This window comes from Mesorhizobium sp. M8A.F.Ca.ET.207.01.1.1, from assembly GCF_004794715.1.
Lineage (GTDB): Bacteria > Pseudomonadota > Alphaproteobacteria > Rhizobiales > Rhizobiaceae > Mesorhizobium.
Window position 1 is genome coordinate 1 of sequence record NZ_SRUS01000369.1, and the last position, 322, is coordinate 322.

1 pseudogene is annotated in these 322 nt (G+C 66.5%); it reads left to right on the forward strand.

Going from position 1 to position 322, the window contains the following annotated elements:
• Positions 1 to 322 (forward strand): annotated as a pseudogene (locus EN850_RS34960) (lipopolysaccharide biosynthesis protein); the annotation flags it as partial.

Genomic DNA, 322 nt, shown 5'->3' on the forward strand with positions numbered 1-322 from the left:
GCCGGCATCATCAAGCTCGCAAGCGCAGGCATGTCCTTCCGCATGTTCGTGGCCGTCGCGATGGTGACGAACGAACGGGAGTTCGGCCTCTACAGCGCGACCTATGCCGGCGCGAGCCTGGTTTCCTTTTTCGCTTCGGTCGGCCAGCAGAGCACCGTGCTCAGGTTCTGGCCCCAATATGCCGGGCTGGGCGACCTCGCCTCGGCCCACGGGCTGATGGCGCGCGCCATTCTCGTGGCGCTGGCAGGGCTGGTCGCCACCAGCCTGCTCATAGTCGTGGTGGGATTCCTGCCCTTCGTCGGGAGGGGAACGCCGGAATGGC